This window comes from Roseateles sp. So40a (assembly GCF_048081605.1).
GTDB lineage: Bacteria > Pseudomonadota > Gammaproteobacteria > Burkholderiales > Burkholderiaceae_C > Roseateles.
The window spans coordinates 3,632,786-3,653,761 of sequence record NZ_CP182288.1 but is presented as its reverse complement, the minus strand read 5'-3'; the positions used below and the strand labels follow the sequence as shown (position 1 = coordinate 3,653,761).

The following is a 20,976-nucleotide window of genomic DNA, read 5'->3' as shown; positions in this document are numbered from 1 at the left end:
CACGCGGCGCTGTCCCTTCAGCCCGCCCACGAGGCGGTCCGCCGGGTCTCAGAGCCCGGTCGACCGGGCCCCATCCAGAACATCACCAAGCCGCATGTTGCCCAAGCTTTTGACCCAGATTTTCGGCAGTCGGAACGAGCGCCTGCTCAAGACCTATCGCAAGGTCGTCCAGCAGATCAACGCGCTGGAGCCGAAGTTCGAGAGCCTGAGCGACGACGAGTTGCGCGGCAAGACCGAGGAATTCAAGCAGCGCCTGGCCGCCGGCGAGACCGTCGACGACATCCTGCCCGAGGCCTTCGCCATCTGCCGCGAGGGCAGCAAGCGCATCCTGAAGATGCGCCACTTCGACGTGCAGCTGATCGGCGGCATGGTCCTGAACGCCGGCAAGATCGCCGAGATGCGCACCGGCGAAGGCAAGACGCTGATGGCCACGCTGCCGGTCTACCTGAACGCGCTGACCGGCAAGGGCGTCCACGTCGTGACGGTCAACGACTATCTCGCGCGTCGTGACGCCGAGTGGATGGGCCGCCTGTACCGCTTCCTCGGCCTGACCGTGGGCATCAACTACTCGGGCCTGGCGCGCGACGAGAAGCAGGCCGCCTACGGCGCCGACGTCACCTACGGCACCAACAACGAATACGGCTTCGACCACCTGCGCGACAACATGGTCTACGAGGTCCGTGACCGCGTGCAGCGCGGCCTGGCCTACGCGATCGTCGACGAGGTGGACTCCATCCTGATCGACGAGGCCCGCACCCCGCTGATCATCTCCGGCCAGGCCGAGGACCACACGCAGCTGTACGTGGCGATCAACGCCGTGTCGCCGCAGCTCAAGCGCCAGATCGGCGAGCTGGACCCGCGCACCGGTGAGGGCGTGGTCGAGCCCGGCGACTTCACCGTCGATGAGAAGTCCCACCAGATCTACCTGACCGAGGACGGCCACGAGAACGCCGAGCGCCTGCTGGGCCAGGCCGGCCTGCTGGCCGAGGGCGCGTCGCTGTACGACGCGGCCAACATCACGCTGATGCACCACCTGTACGCGTCGCTGCGCGCGCACCACGTGTATCACCGCGACACCCATTACGTCGTGCAGAACGGCGAGGTCGTCATCGTCGACGAGTTCACCGGCCGCCTGATGACGGGCCGCCGCTGGAGCGACGGCCTGCACCAGGCCGTCGAGGCCAAGGAAGGCGTGCAGATCCAGGCCGAGAACCAGACGCTCGCCTCGGTCACCTTCCAGAACTACTTCCGCATGTACGGCAAGCTGTCGGGCATGACCGGCACGGCCGACACCGAGGCCTACGAGTTCCAGGAGATCTACGGCCTGGAAACCGTGGTGATCCCGCCCAACCGGCCGACGGTCCGCAAGGACGAGCTGGACCTGGTCTACAAGACGACCAAGGAAAAGTACGACGCCGTCACGCTGGACATCCGCGACTGCCATGAGCGCGGCCAGCCGGTGCTGGTGGGCACGACCTCGATCGAGAACTCCGAGAAGGTCGCCGAGCTGCTGACCAAGGCCAAGCTGCCGCACCAGGTGCTCAACGCCAAGCAGCATGCCCGCGAGGCGGACATCATCACGCAGGCCGGCCGTCCGGGCGTGATCACGATCGCGACCAACATGGCCGGCCGCGGCACCGACATCGTGCTGGGCGGCAGCATCGAGAAGGACGTCGTCGCCATCGAGAACGACGAGGCGCTCTCCGACGCCGACAAGCACGCCAAGATCGCCGCGCTGAAGGCCGACTGGCAGAAGCTGCACGAGCAGGTCAAGGCCGCCGGCGGCCTGCGCGTGATCTCGACCGAGCGTCACGAGAGCCGCCGCATCGACAACCAGCTGCGCGGCCGTTCGGGCCGTCAGGGTGACCCGGGCTCGTCGCGCTTCTACCTGTCGCTGGACGACCAGCTGATGCGCATCTTCGCCGGCGACCGCGTGCGCGCGATCATGGACCGCCTGAAGATGCCCGAGGGCGAAGCCATCGAGGCCGGCATCGTCACGCGCTCGATCGAGAGCGCGCAGCGCAAGGTCGAGGCCCGCAACTTCGACATCCGCAAGCAGCTGCTCGAGTACGACGACGTGTCGAACGACCAGCGCAAGGTCATCTACCAGCAGCGCAACGAGATCCTCGAGGCCGAGGAGCTGCTCGCGCAGATCTCGCACCTGCGCACCGGCACGCTGACCGACGTTGTGCGCGGCTTCGTGCCGGAAGAGACGCTCGAGGAGCAGTGGGACCTGGCCGCGCTGGAGCGCGTGCTGCGCGACGAGTGGAAGCTCGAGGTGCCGCTGGGCGACATGCTCAAGAAGAGCGAGACGCTGACCGACGAGGACGTGCTGGACGCCGTGCTCAAGGCCGGTGATGCGTCGTTCCAGGACAAACTGGACCGCGTCGGCCTGGAGCAGTTCACGCCGTTCATGCGCATGGTGCTGCTGCAGAGCATCGACCAGCACTGGCGCGAGCACCTGGCCTCGCTGGACTACCTGCGCCAGGGCATCCACCTGCGCGGCTACGCGCAGAAGAACCCGAAGCAGGAATACAAGCGCGAGGCCTTCGAGCTGTTCTCGCAACTGCTGGACGCGGTGAAGCTGGAAGTGACGCGCGTGCTGCTGAACGTGCGCATCCAGTCGGAGGCCGAGGCCACCGCGGCCGCCGACGCGATCGAGCAGCGCGCCGAGAACGTCAGCAACGTGACCTACACGCATCCCAACGAGGATGGCTCGGTGTCGCAGGAGGCCGCGCCCGTGGCCGGCGACATTCCGGCCGAGTGGGGCCATGTGGGTCGCAACGATCCCTGCCCGTGCGGCAGCGGAAAGAAGTTCAAGGCCTGCCACGGCAAGCTGGCCTGATTCCAGGCAATCAAGCCACCAGGCCGCCAGGCAAGGACTGGCACGAACGGCGCCCCGCGAGGCGCCGTTTTTCTTTGTGAGGTATCTCACGCGAAGGGCCGGGACGGCTGTTTTTACCCCCGTGGCGCGGGGGACACCGTACGCGAGCCCATCGATAGAGTCCGCTCCATCGACCTGCATCCGCGGGTCATCGAGGTCCAAGGACCCTTGCCATGACGTTCACGACACGCCTCCTCGCCGCTTTCGCCCTGACCGCCGCCGGCCTGACCGCCGCTGTGGCCGCGCCGGTGACCGCGCAGCAATCCGTCGCGCTCCAGCAAGGCAGCAACGCCGACACCAAGACGGCGGGCTTCAGCATCGTCCACTCGGTCGCGGGCGAGTTCATCGACACCTTCGTCTTCAGCGACATCGAGCGCTGGGGCGTGGTCAACGCCAGCCTGACGACGATCGGCATGTCCACGGCGTTCGATATCAACTTCGTCAGCGCGGTGCTCAACGGCGCGACCTACAGCTTCACGCGCACGACGATGGGCGGCTACCGCAACGCGCTGGAGATCGCCGCGCTGCCCGACATCCGGCTGAGCGGCCCGCTGGTGCTGACCGTGCGCGGCTACGCCGGCCAGGGCCTGACCGCGGGCACGCCGATCAGCGCGAGCTACTCCGGCACGATCAACGTCACGCAGGTGCCCGAACCCGGCACGCTGGCCCTGGCGGTGCTCGCGCTGCTGGGCGTCAGCCTGATCGTGGCGCGCCGTCGCGCGGCGCTGGCCCGCACCGGTGCCGCCGCGGCGCTGCTCGCCATGGCCGCCACGGGTGCGCAGGCCGCGAACTGGGACCAGGACATCGCGCTGGGCGGCGCGGGCGCCGGCCTGACCGCCGCGCCCTTCGCGATCCACACCGAGGCCGGCAGCTTCGTCGACACCTTCCGCTTCACGTTCACCGGCACCGGCTGGGTCGACGCGTCGCTGATCACCGTCTACGCGGGCCAGAACCAGCAGATCAGCTTCACCGAGGCGACGCTGAACGGCCGCTCGCTGGGCGTCGGCTCGATCGAGGGCGACGGCGCCGGCACGAACTGGATCAGCGCCAGCCTGCCGCGCCAGCTGGTGCCCGGCGACTACACGCTGGTCATCAAGGGCTACGCCGGCGGCAACCTGGCCGCGGGCACGACCGGCATCTCGGCGAGCTACTCGGGCACCTTCAACGTGCTGCCCGCCAGCGCGGTGCCGGAGCCGCAGGGCTACGCGATGTTCCTGGGCGGCCTGGCGCTGATGGCCTTCATGCTGAGCAAGCGCCGCCAGCGCCAGCCCTGAACGCGCGCTGATCCCGCGCTGATTCCGCGGTGATCCCGCGCTGATCCATGGATGACACAACGCCCCGCTCGCGGGGCGTTCTTCATGGCGCCGGGTGAAGAGGGAGGCTCCTACAATCGCGCCCATTCGTCCCGGGCGCGTCGACTGCCCGGTGGCTTCATCCCCTCAGATTCCGCGACCACCATGCCCGTCAACCTGACCGCTCCCGATCCGCAAACCCTGCTGCCCGTGTCCGGCGTGCGCCTGGGCGTCACGATGGCGGGGGTGCGCAAGGCCAATCGCCGCGACCTGACCGTGATCGCGCTCGACGAGGGCGCCAGCGTCGCCGGCGTGTTCACCGCCAACCGCTTCTGCGCCGCGCCGGTGCAGGTCTGCCGCGAGCATCTGGCCTCGGGCCAGCCGATCCGCGCGATCGTCATCAACACCGGCAATGCCAACGCCGGCACCGGCGCCGACGGACTGGCCCGCGCGCGCCAGACCTGCGACGCGCTGGCCGCCGAGCTGAAGCTCGACGCGAAGCAGATCCTGCCGTTCTCGACCGGCGTGATCATGGAGACGCTGCCCGTCGACCGCATCGTCGCCGGCCTGCCGGCCGCGATCGCCGCGCTGAAGGCCGACAACTGGGGCGAGGCCGCCGCCGGCATCATGACCACGGACACGCTGCCCAAGGCCTGCTCGCGGCAGCTGACGATCGGCGGCCAGACCGTGACGATCTCCGGCGTGTCCAAGGGCGCGGGCATGATCCGCCCGAACATGGCCACGATGCTGGGCTTCGTCGCCACCGACGCGGTCATCGCGCCGGAACTGCTGCAGCCGCTCGTGAAGGAAGCCGCCGACCAGTCCTTCAACCGCATCACCATCGACGGCGACACCTCGACCAACGACTCGTTCGTGCTGATCGCCACGCACCAGGCGGGCCATGAGCGCATCACCTCGCTGACGAGCGCCGAGGGCCGCGCGCTGCGCGATGCGGTGGTGGCCGTGTCGCAGCAGCTGGCGCAGGCGATCGTGCGCGACGGCGAGGGCGCGACCAAGTTCATCTCGGTGGTGGTGCAGGGCGGCAAGACCGAGGACGAATGCCGCAAGGCGGCCTACGCGATCGCGCACTCGCCGCTCGTGAAGACGGCGTTCTTCGCCAGCGACCCCAACCTGGGCCGCATCCTGGCCGCGGTCGGTTACGCCGGCATCGACGATCTGGATCAGGGCCTGATCGACCTGTTCCTGGACGACGTGCATGTCGTGACGAAGGGTGGCCGCCGTCCCGAGTACAAGGAAGAAGACGGTCAGCGCGTCATGAAGCAGGCCGAGATCACCGTGCGCGTGGGCCTGAACCGCGGCCCGGCCGAGACCACCGTCTGGACCTGCGACTTCAGCCACGAGTACGTGACGATCAACGCGGACTACCGCTCCTGAAGCGCTAGGGCGCCGAGGGGCCCAGGCGCCTGATCAGAAGTCGACGGCGCGCGTGCCCCGGATGCCGCGCGCCAGCAGCGTCGCGTTGATCAGCTGCGCTTCCTCGCGCGTGCCGAAGGGCCAGACCGCGGCGCGCCAGCCGTCCTTGGTCTGGAAGACTTCGCCGTTGGGCGTGTTGCCGGTGGTGGCGCCGATCATCTCGCGCATGCGCCCGAGTTGCGCCTCGGCATCGGCCTTGGTCTTGTGCGGCTGACCGACCAGCGCGACGACCTTGCCGCCCGCCGGCGCGCCATCGCGCTTCATGAGGCTGCTCAGGCCGGCCTCATCGACCGGCACGCGGCGCTCGTCGGCCGTGGGGGAATAGGCCGCGGCGGCCTTGCCGTCCTTGGCGGATGCGTCCTTGCCCGCGGCGGCTGGCGTGTCCTTGCCCGCAGTGGCGGCGGCCACGGCAGCGGCTTCCTTCTCGCGCGTGGCGCGCTCCACGCCGCTCTGCAGCGTGGGGCGGATGCTGGGAATGGCGGTGGCCGCCGGCGCCGAGGCGCCCGGCACGGCGGCGCTGGCCGAAGCGGATGGGGCGGAGGCTTCGGTCTCCGCGGCGGAGGCTGCCGATGCCGCCGCGGATGCCGCGGCTGCGGCTTCGGACGCCGCCTGCGCCTTGGCGGCGAGCGCGGCTTCTGCCGCCGATGCCGCTTCCGCCGCTTGAGCGGCTGAGGCCGCCGAGGCTGCTTCCGCCGCGGCCTGGGCCGCGAGCGCCTCCTTGGACGGACCGGACGGCCAGAGCGCCCAGGTCGCCACGATCAGCACCAGCGCGCCGATGCTGGCCACGACGCCCAGCCGGGCCGGGTCCATCGCGCGGCGCCCCAGGACGCGGTCCCGGCGCCCCACGAGGACGCGTCGGCGGGCCGGACCGGCGTCGAAGGCGGCGCTCAGCAGCACCAATTCCATCGGCCATGCACCAGCCTGGTTCGCGTCTCCGCCCAGCGCGCGCTCGTCGATGTCCACGCGCCGCAGGGGCAGCTCGTCAGGACCGGTGGTGAAGCCGTGGTCCAGGGCCATCGCCGCGACGGCGGAGCGCTTCAGACCCGGAATGAAATCGTCGACCCAGGCCGGCCGGGGCCCCGAAGCCGCGGCCTTGCGCTGCCACGGCCAGCGGCGCTTGGGCGGGGTGGGAGCGGCCTCGGCGGGCGAGCCGCCTTCCAGGCTGGGTTCCTTGGGCAGCGCCTGCGCCATGAAGGGCAGGGCCACGGCGCCGACCGTGTGCACGTCGGCGATGCCGATGCGCCGGGCCAGCGGGTGCTTGTTGTGCCAGTTCACGAGCAGCCACGCGACCACGTCGGGCGACGGTCCCTCCCAGGGTGCAGCCGGCGTGGCGGGGGCTGCCGGAGGGGCGGTGGGCGGGGACACGGGCAGCGTCGCGTCGCCGGCGGTGGGCGCGGCGGACAGGTCGACGTCGGGCGTGGCGGGGGTATCGTCCATGGCGACGGCCATTGTGCGTCAGCGTCGCGGCGGGCCATGCGCGCAGGACCGGGGCGAAGACCCGGGAGTTCCCGCGATGGTCCTTGAGAAGCGGGCACGGGATTTGTATGTTGATCGACATGCCGACATCGACGCACGCCGACAGGACCCTCCCCCGCGCCGACGCCCGCACCCGGCTCCTCGTCGTGCAGGCGCTGTCGGTGCAGCCGCTGGCCGCGGTGCTCGAGGAGAGCGGCTACGAGCTGCTGCGCGCGGCCGATCCGCTCGCGGCGATCGACGGGATGAACGCCGGTCCGGCGCTCGTGGTCATGGATATGGACCTGCCCGAGCTGCCCGGCGACGGGCCGCTGGAGCTGCTGCGACGCCTGGCCGGCAGCGGCGCCCCGGTGCTGACGCTGAGCCGGCCCCGGGACGCGGTGCGGCAAGGCATGCTGGTGGCGGCCGGCGCCCGGGAATGCCTGTTCAAGCCGGTGCGCATGAGCGACCTGCTCGCGCGCATCGAGCGCCTGACCCGTCCCGCCCAGCCGGTGAAGGCCGCCGAGCCGCGCCAGCCGACCGCCAGCATCGCGGTGCGGGAACGCGACGGGCATTGCGTCTGGCAGACCCCGCAGGCGCGGGCGCTGATGGCGGCCTACTTCCCGCCGCCGTGGGCGGAGCACGCGCGGCTGCCGCCGGAGGTGCTGGCCTGGCTGCACCGCGAGGCGCTGCGGCTGCGCGCCGGGGCCCAGCCCTCGTCCCTGACCGTGGCGCCGATGTCGGGATCGCCCCGGCATCGCCTGAGCTTCACGCTGGTGGCGGCGGACCCCGAGGTGGTCGGCGACGGCCACTGGATGCTGATGCTGCTGGAAGCGCCGGAGACCTGAGGCGAGGTCCGGCCCGTCGCCCGACAGGGCGTCCGGCTTTCGGTTTGGCGGGACAATCGCGGCTTCCACAGGAAGTCCGATGTTCAGTTCCCTCGTTCCCGATGCCTCCGGCGACGCCGGCGCCGCCCCGCCCGACGCGCGCGCGCGTTTCCTGCGCCTGCTGCGCACCGCGCTCGCGGAGCGCAAGTTCCAGCGCTTGCTGCTGAACCGGCATGAGGGCGAGGACGCCTCGATCGAACGCCTGACGGTGCGCGACATCGAGCTGCGCGGCGAACGCGCGCTGAGCTTCCTGTGGCGGCACAAAACCAAGGACGTCACCAAGAACCATCCGCTGGACGAGGGCCTCGCGCTGATCGATCAGCTGCTCGGCCAGGACTTCCAGCAGGCGCACCTGGACACGCTCGCCGAGGAAGCGCAGCTGCGCTTCAGCCGCAAGGGCAAGCCGCTGCTGCAGGTGGGCCGCAGGGCGGGCACGGCGGGCACGGCGGGCGCGGCGACTGCGGCGACGACGGCTTCGACGGACGACAGCGCGGCGGCACCGGGCGGCCCGACGGGCCATGATCGGGCCAAGCCGCGGGAGCTCTCGGTGGAGAGCCCGTTCTGGCGCGATCTGGGCGTGACGCACGAGCTCAAGGGCCACGCCGCGCTGGTGCCGGCGATGGCGCGCAAGTGGAAGCAGATCAACAAGTTCATCGAGATCTTCGGTGCCGCGGTCCGCAAGGCCGGGCTGGACGCGCCGGGCACGCCGGTGCGCCTGGCCGATTTCGGCTCGGGCAAGGGCTACCTGACCTTCGCGATGCATGACTGGCTGCGCGCGCAAGGCCTGGCGCCGAGCGTGCAGGGCGTGGAGCTCAAGCAGGACATGGTGGCGCTGGGCAACGCGGCGGCGGCGCGGCATGCGTTGACGGGCCTGAGCTTCGAGCACGGCGATGTGCGCGAGCGCGGCGACCAGCCGCTGGACGTGATGGTGGCGCTGCATGCCTGCGACATCGCGACCGACTACGCGATGCATTTCGGCCTGCGCAGCGGCGCGCGGATCATCATGTGCGCGCCGTGCTGCCACAAGGAGATCCGGCCCCAGATGACCACGCCCGCGGCGCTGCGGCCGCTGCTGCAGCACGGCATCCACCTGGGCCAGGAGGCGGAGATGGTGACCGACTCGCTGCGCGCGCTGCTGCTGGAGCTGATGGGTTACGACACGCAGGTGATCGAGTTCATCGCGCTGGAGCACACGAGCAAGAACAAGATGGTGCTGGCCGTGAAGCGCCCGCAAGACCCGACCCCGGCGCGGCGCGCCGAGCTGCTCGCGCAACTGGACGAGATCAAGCGCTTCTACGGCTTGCGCGCGCAGGCGCTGGAGACGCTGCTGCGGGTGGAAGGCCGGCTGGAGACAGCCTGAGACCGCTTGACACGGCCTGAGACCCCATGCGCCGCGTGAGCGTCACGTGAACCTCCCTGGACTGCCTCAGGATGAGGCAGTCCAACAAAGGTCCTGACGGATCAACGGCTTGGGCGCGCCGACCTCAGCTTTTCCCACGACTTGTCCACAGACGCCGTGGGCAATCGGCATGTGGATTGCCAGAGCGTGCGCATGTCGACGCTCCTTGCTCCCTCTCCCGCACCAGTCCCATGGCTGGCTCGTGTCCTCGGCGCGGCGCTGCTGATCCTGGGCTTCGTGATGCTCGCCGCGGGCGGGTGGCTCGCCTCGCTGGGCGGCAGCTGGTTCTACGCGCTGTCGGGCCTGGCCTGGGCGGTCATCGGCGCGCTGATGTGGGGCCGGCTGCGCGAGGCCGTCATCGGCTACGCGCTGTACTTCCTCGCCACGCTCGGGTGGAGTCTGTGGGAAGTGGGCCTGGACTGGTGGCCGCTGGGCGCGCGGCTGGGCGTGCCCTTCGTGATCGGCGCGCTGCTGCTGGTCCTGGTGCCGACGATGCGCCGCCATCTGCCGCTGGACGATCCGCGCCGCGTGGCCTGGCGCAGTCCGCCCGCCTTGCTGCTCGCCGCGGCGCTGGGCGCCTTCGTGGTGGTGGCAGCGGTGAGCTGGACCCGCGACCTGCACGCGCAGCCCGGCACCTTGCCCGCCAACGGCGCCGCGCGCCCGCCCGGCGCGCCGGCCTCCGGCGCCGCGGCGCTGCCCGACGGCGAGTGGCACGCCTATGGCCGCACCGGATTCGGCCAGCGCTGGTCACCGCTGGCGCAGATCACGACGGCCAATGTCGGCGAGTTGAAGCTCGCGTGGTCTTACCGCACCGGCGATGTCCGAGGCCGCCCCGGCGATCCGGAGGAAACCACCTTCGAGGTCACGCCCCTCAAGGTCGGCGAGCGCCTGTTCCTGTGCACGCCGCATCAGACGGTGCTGGCGCTGGATGCGACCACCGGGCGGGAAGTGTGGCGCTACGACCCGAAGGTGCGCGGCGAGCTCGCGCTGCAGCATCTGACCTGCCGCGGACTGTCCTACCAGCCGCCGCCGGACGCGATGGCCGCCGCGGGCGCGCGGCCCGCGCCGTGCGCGGCCAAGCTGTTCATGCCGACCGCCGACGCGCGGCTGATCGCGCTGGACCCGGCGACCGGCAAGACCTGTCCCGCCTTCGGACGCGACGGCGCAGTGGACCTGATGGCCGGCATGCCCAACGCGCAGCCGGGCGCGTATTACTCGACCTCGCCGGTGGTGGTGACGCGGCGCCTGGTGATCGTCGGCGGGACGGTGCTCGACAACGCGTCGACGAAGGAGCAATCCGGCGTGATCCGCGCGTTCGACATCGAATCCGGCGCGCTGGTCTGGAACTGGGATTCCGGCAATCCCGAGGCGACCGCGCCGATCGGCGCGGGCCAGCAGTACAAGGCGAACTCGCCCAACAGCTGGTCGGTGGCGAGCGTCGACGAGGACCTGGGCCTCGTCTACCTGCCGATGGGCAACCAGCCGCCGGACCAATGGGGCGGGCGGCGCTCGGCGGCGGTGGAGCGGCATTCGTCCTCGGTGGTCGCGCTGGACCTGGCGACCGGGCGCTCGCGCTGGGTGTTCCAGACCGTCCACCACGACCTCTGGGACTACGACGTCCCCGCGCAGCCGGTGCTCGTGGACCTGACGGTGAAGGGCCAGCGCGTGCCGGCGCTGGTGCAGGCGACCAAGCAGGGGGAGCTGTTCGTGCTCGACCGCCGCGATGGCCGACCGGTGTTCCCCGTCACCGAGACACCGGCGCCGCAAGGGGCGGCGGCGGGCGATTTCACCGCGGTCACGCAGCCGGTCTCGGCGATCTCGTTCAACCCGCCGGTGCTGCGCGAGCGCGACATGTGGGGCGTGACGATGTTCGACCAGCTCTGGTGCCGCATCGCGTTCCATCAACTGCGCTATGACGGCCGCTTCACGCCGCCGTCGACGCAGGGCTCGCTGATCAACCCGGGCAACTTCGGCGTCTTCAACTGGGGCAGCATCGCGGTCGATCCGGTCCACGGGATCGCCTTCACGACGCCGGCGGTGCTCGCGTTCACCTCGACGCTGGTGCCGCGCACCGACGACAAGGCCCTGCTCGTGCAGGACAAGGGACCGCCGCAGGGCGCGCTGCCCGCGCTCAACGAGAACTTCGGCGCGCCCTTCGCGGCGCGGATGAAGCCGTTCACCTCGCCGCTGGGCGTGCCCTGCCAGGCGCCGCCCTGGGGCACGGTGGCGGGTGTGGACCTGAACGAGGGGCGCGTGGTCTGGCGCCACCGCAACGGCACCGTGCGCGATCTCTCACCGGTGCCGCTGCCGCTCAAGCTCGGCGTGCCGAGCCTGGGCGGTCCGATGATGACCGCCGGCGGCGTGGCCTTCCTGTCGGGCAGCATGGACGACTATGTCCGCGCCTACGACGTCAACGATGGGCGGGTGCTGTGGGAGCAGCGGCTGCCCGCCGGTGGCCAGGCCACGCCGATGACCTATCTGGGCGCGGACGGGCGGCAGTATCTGCTGGTGATCGCGGGCGGGCATGGTTCCACCGGGACGCGGCCAGGGGACCATGTGCTGGCCTATGCGTTGGACAAGCGCTGAAGGCGATCGACTTCGTCCCGCTCAGGCGGGGCCGACGGCCGCGCGCAGGAGGCGGAGGTCCTGGGCGCCGAGCAGGCGATGAGGCTCGATGTTGTCCAGCATTCGGCGCATGCTGGCGCGCAGTTGTCCCCGCGCATCGGCGATCGCGGGCCGGCCCGTCGGACCGGGCGTGAGCAGCAGGCGGCCGAGCGCCTTGCCCGATACGGCGCCGGTCCTGGCGGCCACCGTGAGGCCGCGCAGGTAGGCGTCCAGCGCTTGCACGGACGCATCGCCGCGGCACAAGCGCGTGAAGACGCCTCCGCGGGACAGGTCCTCCAGCGCATGCGCCGCGACGGCACGGCCCTGTCGGGTCTGACTCATCTGGGAGATCAGCGAAGAGAAGCCCTCCGGGCTGTCGGAGGCCTGGATCGTCGCGGTCATGATCGACGGCATGGCCCGTCTCAAAGTGGCTTGCAGGCCCTTGTCCATGCACATCGCGTCCACGCAGGCCCTGACGCCCAGCGCCACGTGGGCGGAACTGGCGGCCCGGTGCAGCACCTCGGGCTGAAGGGCCTGCTTGAGGTAGTTGATCTGATCGCGGGCATCGATCACCCGCGCCAGGCGCAGTGACACCAGCTTCCTGGTCAACACCTCCGCCACCTCCGCGTTCCCGTGCATGACGGCGTGGGTCAGCAAGGTGACGGTCGGGTTCTCGTCGCGATCGCCGCGCAGGGTCTGGCGGAGCAGCTCGCGGGGGTCGGGCCGGGGCCTGCGTCGCTGAAGGTCGTCCAGACGCGCGGCCAGGCCCTTCGCGTCGCCGTTGGCAACGGCCTGCCGGACCGCACGATGGCGATCTGGCGCGGGGATCATGTCATGCACAGCCTGCAGAGCGCTCTGGATGGGCTCGTAGAGGCACCAATCGCCCAGCACGACGGCGATCCCGGTGGCCGCATCGATCCGGCTCTCCAGGGGGATCTCTTCATCCGCGAGTTTCGGCGCGATTCGTTCAAGGAGGGGCGCGAGGTCTCGCTGGAGCTTGTAGGCGCGGACCTCCTCCACCTCGATCTGGCGACTCGCGTCGCCGTAGTCCGGCGGGGGTTGGGTGAATCGATCCTGGGCTCGGCCCAGCAGTGCGGACAGCTCCTCGCGAATCCGCGCGTCAGGATGACGACTCGCCAGTTTGCGACAACCGGACAGTTGGGTGGTGATGCGCTCGCGGTGGGCGCGGTCGTTCGGATCGTTCATGGGCCCGGAGGTGGGCACATCGGCGGGGCCGGATGCGGCGTGCGCCTTCGCGGCGAACCGGGGCAGGCAGGAGAACAGGTTCATGGGGGACAGGGCTGGCGCCGCGCGGCGGCGAAGCCAGGTCAGTTGCCAACGTCCGAGCCGGAGTTCGCGTGTGACATCCGAACAGCCCGCACGAAAAAAAGCCCGACCCCTCGCGAAAGAGGTCGGGCAAGAGCGCTGGGACGCCGCCTGAACGCCCCGACTGCGGGGGCGTGGCGCTGCGGCGTTGCGAATGTGAAGCGCGGGTGCGCCGGCCATCGGGCGACCCGCAAGGGGACGCGGCCTGGGCGCGAGGATTGGGCGGGACGTCAGCCGCTGAGCAGCGGCAGCGCCGGGGCAGGCTTTCCGGGGCAGGGACGCCGGCGCGAGGGCGGCGTGGTCTGCATGAAGGCGGGCGTGCGGCGTGTCGTCATGCTTCGCATCTTCGCCGCGGCGGCGCGGGCCGAGGCGCGGAGAACAGGGCCCAAATCCGGCCAAACAAGTGGCCGGATTTCACGCCTATTTCCGGACTTTCGGTGTCGCGGGCATCGGGACCTGGGTGTCCTCCATGACGCGTTGGAACTCGCGCTCGTTGAGCGCTTCGCAGACGCGGCATGCCTGCGCGGCCGCCTGGAAGAGGTCCTGCGCGTGGGAGGACGTCTCCCGCACGGCGCCGAGCATCGTCTGGCCTTGGGCCGTCAGCCTGGTCTTGGCCTGGCTTGCCGGGTCCGTGTGGAAGAGTTGCCTCACCGGCGACTGGAGCACCCGCACCAGATCCCCGTGCGTGAGCACGCCGGCCCGGGCCGCGGCCACGTAGCCGTCCAGGACGGCGGCGAACTCGGCGTGTCCGGCACCGCCCTGTTCGAGCGTCTTGCGCGCCAGGGGCATCGCCGAGCCGCTGTCCGTCATCAGCGCGACGGCGCGGTCGCGCGTGATGAGCTTGAACGAGGCGAACTGGGTCACGCGCGACAGCCAGCGATCGATCGCGCCCGCTCGGGTCGGGCTCTCAGGCCAGAGGGAATCGGTCAACTGCGCCGGACGAGTGGACGTGAGCGCGACCGCGACCATGCGTTCCGGCCAGGGGCGGGCGCCGAAGAGGCGGCGCCGGGGCATGCTGGCCTTCAGGTCGTGGAGGGCTTGCAGATAGATCGGCGCGGCGTTGTTGGTCGAGCCCAGATCGTTGTCCCCGAGCGCCCCGAGCAGCCGGTCGAGATGGGTGCTGGCGTCCATCTCGCGGCGCAGGACCTGGGCCTTCATGTCGTTGTTCAGGGCCAGGACGTGGCCCGGGGCGCGGGCTGCGAGGAACTTGCCCAGTTCGGCATCGGGAGAGTGGCCGGAAGGACTGTCCTCGAGGTCGTCGAGCCGGTCGTAGCCGTCCTCGAGATCGGCCTGCGATGCGGCCTCCGAGGCGGTTCGGGCGATGGTTTGAGGAATCTGGAGGGGCGAAGGGGCGATGGGTCCGGTCATGGCGCGAGGTTCGAGTGGAAGGCCAGTCAGTTGCCGATCGACACCCGCCGAGTTCGCTCCGCGACGCTCGCCCATGAAAAGGCCCGGCGCGTCGATGACGGGCCGGGCCGGCGTGGGCGGCGTCCTGGGACGCCGGTGCCTTACTTCACGTCCATCCCGAACGTGTTGGCGATGAAGGCCAGGATGTCCGCGCGCTCCTCGATGATCTTGGAGGTCGGCTTGCCGGCGCCGTGGCCCGCCTGCGTCTCGATGCGGATCAGCTTGGGCGCGGGGCCGGTCTGGGCGGCCTGCAGCGTCGCGGTGTACTTGAAGCTGTGGGCCGGCACGACGCGGTCGTCGTGGTCGCCGGTGGTCACCAGGATCGCCGGGTAACGCACGTCGGGGCCGCTCTTGATCGTGTGCAGCGGCGAGTAGGCCAGCAGCGCCTTGAACTCGTCCGCGTTCTCCGAGCTGCCGTAGTCCGAGGTCCACGCCCAGCCGATGGTGAACTTGTGGAAGCGCAGCATGTCCATCACGCCGACCTGCGGCACCGCGGCGCCGAACAGGTCAGGACGCTGGTTCACCACCGCGCCCACCAGCAGACCGCCGTTGGAGCCGCCGTTGATGGCGAGCTTCGCGGGCTGGGTGTACTTGTTGGCGACGAGGTACTCGCCCGCGGCGATGAAGTCGTCGAATACGTTCTGCTTCTTGAGCTTGGTGCCGGCCTCATGCCAGGCGGCGCCGTACTCGCCGCCGCCGCGCAGCACGGCCAGCACGTACACGCCGCCCATCCTCATCCACGTCGCGGCGGTGACGCCGTAACCCGGCGTCATCGGCACGTTGAAGCCGCCGTAGCCGTAGAGCAGCGTCGGGTTGCTGCCGTCGAGCTTCAGGCCCTTGCGGTGCGCGATGAAGATCGGCAGCTTCGTGCCGTCCTTGCTGGTGACGAAGACGCGCCTGCTCTCGAACTGGTCGGCGTCGAAGGCGGTCTTCGTGCGCTTGAACAGCTCGGCCTGGCCGGTCTTCGCGTCCAGGCGCCAGATCTCGCCGGGAGTGGTCAGGCCGGTGTAGCTGAAGAAGGTCTCGGGGTCGTTCCACTTGCCGCCGAAGCCCGCGGCGGTGCCGACACCGGGCAGCTTGACGTCGCGCAGGGCCTTGCCGCTGGGCGCGTGCACGCGCACCAGCGTCGAGGCGTCCTGCAGGTAGCTCAGGATCAGCTGGCCGCCGACGCCGCTGGCGCCGGTGAGCGCGTCCTTGGTCTCGGGCACGAGCGTGGTCCAGGTCTTGGCGTCCTTGGCCTGCCAGGACTTGTCCAGGTCGATGGCGATCAGCCGACCGCGCGGCGCGTCCTTGTCGGTCTTGACGATCAGGCGCTGGCCGTCGAGCACGACGGGGCTGTACTCGGCGTCGAAGGCGAGGGTCAGCGGGATCGCCTTGGCGCCGGCGTAGCCGCCCTTGTCGTCCAGCGGCAGCAGCATCAGGCCGTTCTTGCGTGCCGAGCCCTTCCAGACGTTGATCAGCGCGAGGCGGCCGTCATCGGTGACCTCGACGTTGAAGCCCCATTCCTTCTCGGTGAGGCTCTGCGCGACGAGCGCGTCCTCGGACTGCGGCGTGCCCAGGCGGTGGTAGTAGACCTTCTGGAAGTAGTTGGCGCCGGTGAGGGCCGCGCCTTCCTTGGGGGCGTCGTAGCGCGAGTAGAAGAAGCCCTTGCCGTCGGGCGTCCAGGACGCGCCGGAGAACTTCACCCATTCGATGGTGTCGGGCAGGTCCTTGCCGGTCTCCAGGTCGCGGACCTTCCACGTCTGCCAGTCGGAGCCTGCGCCGGCGGTGCCGTAGGCCATGAGCTTGCCGTCGCGCGACACGGCGCCGCCGGTCAGCGCGACCGTGCCGTCCTTGGACAGCGTGTTGGGATCGAGCGCGATCTGCGGCGTGTCCTTGAGGCTGCGGGCGGTGTAGAGCACCGCCTGCTGCTGCAGGCCGTCATTGCGGGTCCAGAAGTAGCGGCCGCCTTCCTTGTAGGGGACACCGAACTTCTCGAAGTTGTAGAGGTCGGTGTAGAGCTTGCGCGTGGGCAGGCGCTGGGGCATCGCGGCGAGGTACTTGTCGGTGACCGCGTTCTCCGCCTGGACCCAGGCCTTGGTGTCGGCGGCGTTGTCGTCCTCGAGCCAGCGATAGGGGTCGGCGACGGTGGTGCCGTGGTAGCTGTCGGTGTGGTCGACCTTGCGGGTGACGGGGTAGCTCAGGCCTTGCGAGGCGGCGGCGGTGGCCGGGGCGGTCGCGGGCGGAGTCGATTGGGCGGTGGCGGCCGCGCCGGCGCCGAGTCCGACCACCAGCGCGGCGGTCAGCGAAAGACGGGAATGCATGCGGTGTGCTCCTGAGAGTCGGGAACCCGCCCGCGCCGGGCTTGTGGCCGAGCCGAAAGGCGGTGGCCGCGGATTGTGCCCGGGCGATCCGGGGGTGCCTTTGGTCAGGGCGGGGAAACACGGAGGAGAACGCGAAGGGAAGGCCGTGGTCGAACGTGGTCGGCGTGTGGCGAGAAGGGCTCGCACAAAGTGGTCGAGATGACTGCCGATGCTGACTTGTCCAAGTCGTTTTGCGGGTTGGCTCGATCCGCCGGAGGCGAGCCGTTCTCAGAATCCTGCATTCCCTTCCTTGGAAAGCGCAGGTGCAGAATGAACGCACTTCTAGAGCCTTACGACTTCAGCCTCCTCATGTCCGATCTGACCACGTTGACCGTCCGCATGGCCGCCGATCTCAAGCGCGAACTTGAGGATCGTGCTCGTGAAGTTCACTTCTCGGTGGACGAGCTGGTGGAGCAAATGGTGCGTGCCGCGTTGTTCCGGAACTCGCCTGACTACCATGACCCGCACAACGAGCGCGCACAACACCTTCGTCGAGTCGAGGAAGGGCTGAGGGACATCCACCTCGGGAACACGGTGTCTCTCGAGGAGGTCATGCGCACGATCGACGATCAGCTTGGAGCGGAGAAGACGCAGGACTTCCCGACCAAGCCTTGACGGTCGCTTTCAGCCAAGCCGCCCGCACCGACCTCTCCAACATCCTTCGCCGTATCCATGCGGACAAGCCACTGGCCGCGCTGAGGATGCGGGAGGAGTTCTTCAAGAAGTTCTCGCTGCTCGAATTCCAGCCGGGCATCGGGACGCTGGGCGAGGACGGAGAGACGCGCGAGCTGTGCGTGAAGGGAAGCTATCGCATCGTCTACCGAAACGAAGGGGCGGTCCTCTGGATCGTGCGCGTCGATCACACGGCTCGGCAACGACCGGGCTTGGAAAGCGCAGGTGCAGAATGAACGCACTTCTGGATCCGATCTATTTCAATCCGCCGATGGCTGAGCCCGACACCTCCACGTTGACCATCCGCATCGACACCGCTTTGATGCGCACGCTGGAGGCCGGGGCCATCGAGTCGGGGCTGACACTTGATGAACATGTCGCATGGCTCATCAAGGAAGCTGTCTTCATCAACAGTCCAGCGTTCTTCGATCCCGACAATGAAGAGGCACACGAGTACCGGATGATTCGCGAGACGCTCGAATCGAGCGCTCGTGGCGAAGACCGTCCGCTGGCTCAGGTGATGAAGGAGATCGAGGACGAACTCGGAGCGGACGGTTCGGATGAACCGCCGGCCCAAGCTTGAACGCCGCGATCTCCCTTCGGGCGCAGCAGGATCTCCTTGAGATCGTGGCCCGGATCAGGGCCGAGAACCCGTTTGCTGCACAGAAGCTGCTCAAGGAGCTTTACCGCAAGTTCAAGTTGCTTGCGTTGCAGCCCGGGATCGGCTCTCAAACGCAGAACAAGAACGTGCGCGTGCTGCCCATCAAGCGCAGCTACAAGGTGGTCTATTCGTCGCCGCCCCCGTGCCTGATCATTCGACGAGTGATCCATTCGGCACGTCACTGGCCCGAAGCCGGCTTGCCTGACCGTCGAGGTCAGTAATCCCACCTCGCTTCCACCTGGAACGTCCGTCCCGGATAGGGGTGGAAGTTCCAGTATTGGTAGTTGTTGAGGTTGTCGATGCCCGCGGACAAGGTCCATTGACGGTCGACCTTCCACTGCACCCGCGTGTCCACGGTGAAATACTTGCTCGCCGCCATGTACGCGAAGCCATTCACATCGCTGTTGTCCAGCGTGCTGAACTGCTTGCCGCTGTAGCGCGCGCCCAGGCTCACGCTCACGTCGTCCCGCGCCTGCCATTGCGCCAGCATCGTCGCCCGCCAGCGCGGCACGCGCGGCTGCCACTTGCCGACCGTGTCGCCCGGCTTCGTCGCATAGCCCGCGTTGGCCAGGATCACCGAGTCCGCGAAGGTCACGCTGCCCGTCAGCGTCACGCGCTGAGGCAACCCCGCCGTACCGCTCAGCTCCACGCCGCGCGTGCGGATGCGATTGATGTTCTGCACCGTGTTCGCGTTCGTCGCCACGTTGAGCTGCGAGTACAGCGCATCGCGGCTGTCCTCGTGGAACAGCGTCACCCGCAGCGCATCGCGATCGGCGCCGGTCCACTCGGCGCTGAGCTCGCTGGTCCAGCTGCGCTCGGGCTTGAGGTTCGGGTCGTTGTTGATGAACTGTCCCGCCGCGTTGAAGCCACCCTGGAAGAGTTCGCTCACCGTCGGGCAACGCACCGCGCGGCCGGTGCTCGCCTTGAGCACCCATTGATCGCTGACCCCGTAGGAGATCGCCGCCTTCGGCGACCAGGCCGTCTGCGACCGTGCGGGATGCTGCTGCGTGGCCGCGGTCGATTGGGTCACGCCGTCGAAGGCCGACCAGCGCTCGCCGCGCAGTCCCAGCACCGCCGTCCAGTCCGGTGCGAAGGTCCATGCGTCCTGCGCGAAGACGGCGCGCACGCGCGTGTCGCCGTCGAAGCGCGAGCTCATCGCGCCGGCCGCGCCACTTCGCCAGTCGCTCAATCCGAAGACGCGTGTGCGCAGCTGGTACTGCTCCTGCGACAGCCCGGCGTCGATCGTGTGTTCACTGCCCTCCGGCGTCCACGTGAGCTTGGCCGAGAGCGTGTTCCAGCCGGTGCCGGACTGGTCGGTCAATCGCCCGCCATTGGTGGCCGTCGTGGTCGGCGCATAGGCCCGCGCGCGATCCGCGAGGTAGTCGTAGACGCTGCCCGACAGCTCCCAGCCCAGGCCGTCGCGCACCCGCCGCTTCAGCGAGATCGCGTGCATGCGGTGCTCCAGCTCGTCCCGCGTCTGCGGGAAGTCGCTGGCGCTGAGCAGATAGCCCTTGCCGTCGATGCTGATGGGCTGCGTGAGTCCGCCGCTGTAGCGATGGTCGACCACGCGTCCGTCGGCATCGCGCAGGAAGCTGCGTGACTGCCCGTCGCTGCGGTTGCTCCACAGCCCGAAGACATACAGCAGCCGAAGGCCCGGATCGATGTCATAGGCCAGCTTGAGCTTGGCCTGGTCCTGCACGGTGTCGTATTGCGTGCCGCTGGCCAGCAGCAGCCAGGGCTGGTCGTTGCGATTCAAGCCGGTCTCCGCGCCGGTCACCGGCACGGCACCGGCAGCCGGCGCGGTGGTGCTCAACGCCCGATTGGCGAAGGTCTGCGGCGGGCCCTCGCTGTCGGTGCGTCCGGCATGCAGCCACCACGAGAACGCACCCTCGGCGCTGCCGATGGACGCGCTGGCCTGACGCGCATCCGCGCGGGCCCCGTACAGACCGCTGGCCTGATGGCTGTAGCCGATGCGCGCGTGGGCTTCGAACCGTGTCGGCATGCGCGTCTGGAAATCGACCACCGCACCGACCGCGTTGCCCGGGTAGGCCGCCGAGAACGGCCCGTACATGACGTCGACGCGAGCGATCTCCTCGGGCGAGACCAGGCCCCAGCGCGGCGCGAAGCTCGCCCCGTTGCCCAGCAGGTTGGACAGCAGGATGCCGTCCGCATAGACCAGCGAGCGCGCGCTGTTGCCGGTGCCCGAGGCCCGCGTGGACAGCACCGCGTGGTTGTAGTCGCCGATGTAGCGCTTGCGCACGAGCAGGCTGGGCAAGTACTTCAGCGCGTCCTCGGCGTCGGTGGCGTTGATGTCGCGGGCGATGTCCTCCCCGGTGACGCCTTCCATCGAGGTGGGGATGCGGCTGGGCAGCGAGGTCGGCGACGCGCCGTCCACGCGGACGATGCCCAGCGTGTGGACGCGGTCAGGGGAATCAGAGGGCGCGTTATTGGCAGCCGCATTATCGGAAGCCGTGTTGGCGACAGCGGCGAAGGTGGTCGCGGCGCTGGCCGCCGCGATCGCCGTCAGCGCGCCGGCACGAAGCCTGCGCGCACGGGAAGTGCAAAGCATGGGAAAACTCCAACGGAAGAAGGGAGCACCGGCGCGGGGCCGATGCG

The 20,976-nt window shown here is 69.6% G+C and carries 15 protein-coding genes; 10 read left to right on the top strand and 5 right to left on the bottom strand.

All coding sequences use genetic code 11. The features are described from left to right. Positions 1 to 94 precede the first annotated feature (94 nt). From secA to argJ, 3 genes are all read left to right on the top strand, one after another. Entirely contained in the window at positions 95 to 2,845 is a 2,751-nt protein-coding gene (gene secA, locus ACNI65_RS16595; RefSeq protein ID WP_416758061.1) for a preprotein translocase subunit SecA, read from the top strand. Between the two features lie 212 nt (positions 2,846 to 3,057). Further along, entirely contained in the window at positions 3,058 to 4,158 is a 1,101-nt protein-coding gene (locus tag ACNI65_RS16590; protein WP_416758059.1) for an FxDxF family double-cut PEP-CTERM protein, read from the top strand. 183 nt (positions 4,159 to 4,341) lie between these two features. Continuing rightward, a complete protein-coding gene (gene argJ, locus ACNI65_RS16585) occupies positions 4,342 to 5,571 on the top strand; it encodes a bifunctional glutamate N-acetyltransferase/amino-acid acetyltransferase ArgJ (protein ID WP_416758058.1) in 1,230 nt (409 codons plus the stop codon). A gap of 33 nt (positions 5,572 to 5,604) precedes the next feature. Here argJ and ACNI65_RS16580 read toward each other — a convergent pair whose 3' ends face one another. Beyond that, a complete protein-coding gene (locus ACNI65_RS16580) occupies positions 5,605 to 7,047 on the bottom strand; it encodes a hypothetical protein (RefSeq protein WP_416758057.1) in 1,443 nt (480 codons plus the stop codon). A gap of 119 nt (positions 7,048 to 7,166) precedes the next feature. Between ACNI65_RS16580 and ACNI65_RS16575 the strand changes: the two genes are divergently transcribed. From ACNI65_RS16575 to ACNI65_RS16565, 3 genes are all read left to right on the top strand, one after another. Then, positions 7,167 to 7,910 carry a response regulator gene (locus ACNI65_RS16575; RefSeq protein WP_416758056.1) on the top strand — a complete coding sequence of 248 codons (744 nt, stop codon included), beginning with the start codon at positions 7,167 to 7,169 and terminating at the stop codon, positions 7,908 to 7,910. A gap of 79 nt (positions 7,911 to 7,989) precedes the next feature. After that, positions 7,990 to 9,309, top strand: coding sequence for a class I SAM-dependent methyltransferase (locus ACNI65_RS16570; protein ID WP_416758055.1), 1,320 nt, complete (start codon positions 7,990 to 7,992; stop codon positions 9,307 to 9,309). A 192-nt stretch (positions 9,310 to 9,501) separates the two neighbouring features. After that, complete coding sequence (locus ACNI65_RS16565; protein WP_416758054.1) at positions 9,502 to 11,934, top strand: membrane-bound PQQ-dependent dehydrogenase, glucose/quinate/shikimate family; 2,433 nt, start codon at positions 9,502 to 9,504, stop codon at positions 11,932 to 11,934. Between the two features lie 21 nt (positions 11,935 to 11,955). On the opposite strand, the gene ACNI65_RS16560 is transcribed toward ACNI65_RS16565, so the two are convergent. The 3 genes from ACNI65_RS16560 to ACNI65_RS16550 all read right to left on the bottom strand — a co-directional run bounded on the left by ACNI65_RS16560 (position 11,956) and on the right by ACNI65_RS16550 (position 16,988). Beyond that, complete coding sequence (locus tag ACNI65_RS16560) at positions 11,956 to 13,242, bottom strand: hypothetical protein (RefSeq protein ID WP_416758053.1); 1,287 nt, start codon at positions 13,240 to 13,242, stop codon at positions 11,956 to 11,958. 456 nt (positions 13,243 to 13,698) lie between these two features. Next, positions 13,699 to 14,646, bottom strand: a complete 948-nt coding sequence (locus ACNI65_RS16555) for a hypothetical protein (protein WP_416758052.1) — start codon at positions 14,644 to 14,646, stop codon at positions 13,699 to 13,701. 140 nt (positions 14,647 to 14,786) lie between these two features. Continuing rightward, the gene (locus ACNI65_RS16550) at positions 14,787 to 16,988 is read right to left on the bottom strand and encodes a prolyl oligopeptidase family serine peptidase (protein WP_416758050.1); all 2,202 of its coding nucleotides are present in this window, start codon (positions 16,986 to 16,988) and stop codon (positions 14,787 to 14,789) included. 348 nt (positions 16,989 to 17,336) lie between these two features. Here ACNI65_RS16550 and ACNI65_RS16545 point away from each other — a divergent pair, with 348 nt between their 5' ends. From ACNI65_RS16545 to ACNI65_RS16530, 4 genes are read left to right on the top strand one after another with little or no spacing between them, the layout of a single operon-like run. After that, positions 17,337 to 17,642 carry a hypothetical protein gene (locus ACNI65_RS16545; protein WP_416758048.1) on the top strand — a complete coding sequence of 102 codons (306 nt, stop codon included), beginning with the start codon at positions 17,337 to 17,339 and terminating at the stop codon, positions 17,640 to 17,642. Beyond that, complete coding sequence (locus tag ACNI65_RS16540) at positions 17,639 to 17,935, top strand: type II toxin-antitoxin system RelE/ParE family toxin (RefSeq protein WP_416758047.1); 297 nt, start codon at positions 17,639 to 17,641, stop codon at positions 17,933 to 17,935. The genes ACNI65_RS16545 and ACNI65_RS16540 overlap by 4 nt, the downstream gene beginning before the upstream one ends. After that, positions 17,932 to 18,282 (top strand): hypothetical protein, encoded by a 351-nt coding sequence (locus tag ACNI65_RS16535; RefSeq protein WP_416758046.1) that lies wholly within the window; start codon positions 17,932 to 17,934, stop codon positions 18,280 to 18,282. The genes ACNI65_RS16540 and ACNI65_RS16535 overlap by 4 nt, the downstream gene beginning before the upstream one ends. After that, complete coding sequence (locus ACNI65_RS16530; protein ID WP_416758045.1) at positions 18,279 to 18,581, top strand: type II toxin-antitoxin system RelE/ParE family toxin; 303 nt, start codon at positions 18,279 to 18,281, stop codon at positions 18,579 to 18,581. Before ACNI65_RS16535 ends, ACNI65_RS16530 begins: the two co-directional genes overlap by 4 nt. On the opposite strand, the gene ACNI65_RS16525 is transcribed toward ACNI65_RS16530, so the two are convergent. Continuing rightward, positions 18,575 to 20,929, bottom strand: coding sequence for a TonB-dependent receptor (locus ACNI65_RS16525; protein ID WP_416758043.1), 2,355 nt, complete (start codon positions 20,927 to 20,929; stop codon positions 18,575 to 18,577). The two genes, ACNI65_RS16530 and ACNI65_RS16525, sit on opposite strands and share 7 nt — an antisense overlap. Positions 20,930 to 20,976 lie beyond the last annotated feature (47 nt).

Coding starts and splice junctions, on each gene's coding strand:
- secA (WP_416758061.1), top strand. CDS start 95: ATGTTGCCCAAGCTTTTGACCCAGATTTTCGGCAGTCGGAACGAGCGC.
- ACNI65_RS16590 (WP_416758059.1), top strand. CDS start 3,058: ATGACGTTCACGACACGCCTCCTCGCCGCTTTCGCCCTGACCGCCGCC.
- argJ (WP_416758058.1), top strand. CDS start 4,342: ATGCCCGTCAACCTGACCGCTCCCGATCCGCAAACCCTGCTGCCCGTG.
- ACNI65_RS16580 (WP_416758057.1), bottom strand. CDS start 7,047: ATGGACGATACCCCCGCCACGCCCGACGTCGACCTGTCCGCCGCGCCC.
- ACNI65_RS16575 (WP_416758056.1), top strand. CDS start 7,167: ATGCCGACATCGACGCACGCCGACAGGACCCTCCCCCGCGCCGACGCC.
- ACNI65_RS16570 (WP_416758055.1), top strand. CDS start 7,990: ATGTTCAGTTCCCTCGTTCCCGATGCCTCCGGCGACGCCGGCGCCGCC.
- ACNI65_RS16565 (WP_416758054.1), top strand. CDS start 9,502: ATGTCGACGCTCCTTGCTCCCTCTCCCGCACCAGTCCCATGGCTGGCT.
- ACNI65_RS16560 (WP_416758053.1), bottom strand. CDS start 13,242: ATGAACCTGTTCTCCTGCCTGCCCCGGTTCGCCGCGAAGGCGCACGCC.
- ACNI65_RS16555 (WP_416758052.1), bottom strand. CDS start 14,646: ATGACCGGACCCATCGCCCCTTCGCCCCTCCAGATTCCTCAAACCATC.
- ACNI65_RS16550 (WP_416758050.1), bottom strand. CDS start 16,988: ATGCATTCCCGTCTTTCGCTGACCGCCGCGCTGGTGGTCGGACTCGGC.
- ACNI65_RS16545 (WP_416758048.1), top strand. CDS start 17,337: ATGTCCGATCTGACCACGTTGACCGTCCGCATGGCCGCCGATCTCAAG.
- ACNI65_RS16535 (WP_416758046.1), top strand. CDS start 17,932: ATGAACGCACTTCTGGATCCGATCTATTTCAATCCGCCGATGGCTGAG.
- ACNI65_RS16525 (WP_416758043.1), bottom strand. CDS start 20,929: ATGCTTTGCACTTCCCGTGCGCGCAGGCTTCGTGCCGGCGCGCTGACG.